Source organism: Streptomyces sp. NPDC048172, assembly GCF_043202595.1.
Lineage (GTDB): Bacteria > Actinomycetota > Actinomycetes > Streptomycetales > Streptomycetaceae > Streptomyces.
This window is the reverse complement of sequence record NZ_JBIDAT010000024.1, coordinates 1-1405: the sequence shown is the minus strand read 5'-3', so window position 1 is coordinate 1405 and position 1405 is coordinate 1. Positions and strand designations below refer to the sequence as shown.

Below are 1405 nucleotides of genomic sequence, written 5' to 3'. Positions count from 1 at the left end.
ACGCCAGCACCAAGCCCGCCACAGCCACTACAAACGACGAGGCCACAGCCCATAGGACTACCGCCCCGTCACCTCAAACGCCGTTGCAGTACTAGGCCGTTTCTGATGGCTCTTGGTGGTCGGGTTGGATCATGCCCGGGGGCGGGCAGGCGTGCGTCATGGTGCGACGGCATGAGCTGACGGACGCGCAGTGGGAGAAGATCGCGCCGTTGCTTCCGGTCAACGGGAGGCCCGGTGGGCAGTGGTCGGATCACCGGACGGTGATCAACGGCGTGTTGTTCCGGGCTCGTACCGGGGTTCCCTGGCCGGATCTGCCCGAGCGGTACGGGCCCTGGCAGACGGTCTATGAACGGCACCGTCGCTGGTCGGCGGACGGCACGTGGCAGCGGATCCTGGCCGAGTTGCAGATCGAGGCCGACGCTGCTGATCCCGACGGTGCCCTGGCCGAGGAGTTGGAGCGGGAGTGGGCCGTGAACATCGACTCCACCTCCTGCCGGGCCCATCAGCATGCGGCCGGGGCCCGGCACCGGCCGCCGGGTGACTTCCCTCAAAAGGGCGCGGGGCGCGTGTGGAGGCCGATGGGCGGGAGGCGCTGGGGCGCTCCCGGGGCGGGGTGACCACCAAGGTCCATCTGCTGGCGGATGACCGGGCCCGCCCGCTGACCTGGCTGACCTCGCCGGGCCAGCGCGGCGACAGCCCCATGCTCGTGCCGGTGCTGGAGGGCCTGCGCATTGCCCGGCGTGGGCCCGGCCGCCCACGAGGTCGCCCGGACCGGGTGCGTGGCGACAAGGCATACTCCAGCCGCGACAACCGCGCCCACCTGCGACGTCGGGGCATCAAGGCCACCATCGCCGAGCCCGACGACCAGCGGGCCAACCGCCGACGCAAAGGACGGGCCGGCGGGCGCCCACCGGCCTTCGACAAGACGCAATACCGGCGCCGCAGCGCGGTCGAGCGGTGCGTGAGCAAGTGGAAGCAGTTCCGGGCCGTGGCCACCCGCTACGACAAACGCGCCTACCTGTTCAACGGCACCCTGACCGTCACCGCCATCGTCATCTGGCTCCGCGACACCACCCAAGAGCCGTCAGAGACGGCCTAGGTGTGTTGTTCGGGGAGGTTGGTGACGCGGCTTGCTGGGGTGTGGCCGCTGATTCCGGTGTGGGGTCGGTGGTAGTTGTACCAGTCGAGCCAGTCGAGCCAGTCGGGGAAGGCTGCCTGGCGTTCGGTGTCCGAGGTGTAGGGCCGCTGGTAGGCCCATTCCTCCAGCAGGGTGCGGTGGAAGCGTTCGACCTTGCCGTTGGTCTGGGGCCGCCAGGGGCGTGTCCAGCGAGGGCTGATGCCCAGGTCGTCGCAGGTCTCGCGCCAGGTGTTCTTGGTGTAGGCCCAGGCGTTGTCGGTCAGTACG

At 69.7% G+C, this 1405-nt stretch carries 2 protein-coding genes; one reads left to right on the top strand and one right to left on the bottom strand.

Going from position 1 to position 1405, the window contains the following annotated elements; genetic code table 11:
• Window positions 1-161 precede the first annotated feature (161 nt).
• Window positions 162-1099, top strand: a protein-coding gene (locus ACGF3A_RS43975; RefSeq protein WP_393737043.1) for an IS5 family transposase whose coding sequence is annotated in 2 segments (ribosomal slippage) — window positions 162-539 and window positions 542-1099 — 936 coding nt in all. Because the reading frame shifts where the segments join, the coding sequence is not laid out codon by codon here.
• Here ACGF3A_RS43975 and ACGF3A_RS43970 read toward each other — a convergent pair.
• On the bottom strand, window positions 1096-1405 hold a 310-nt coding region (locus ACGF3A_RS43970; protein WP_393737041.1), incomplete at its 5' end, for an integrase core domain-containing protein. The genes ACGF3A_RS43975 and ACGF3A_RS43970 overlap by 4 nt on opposite strands.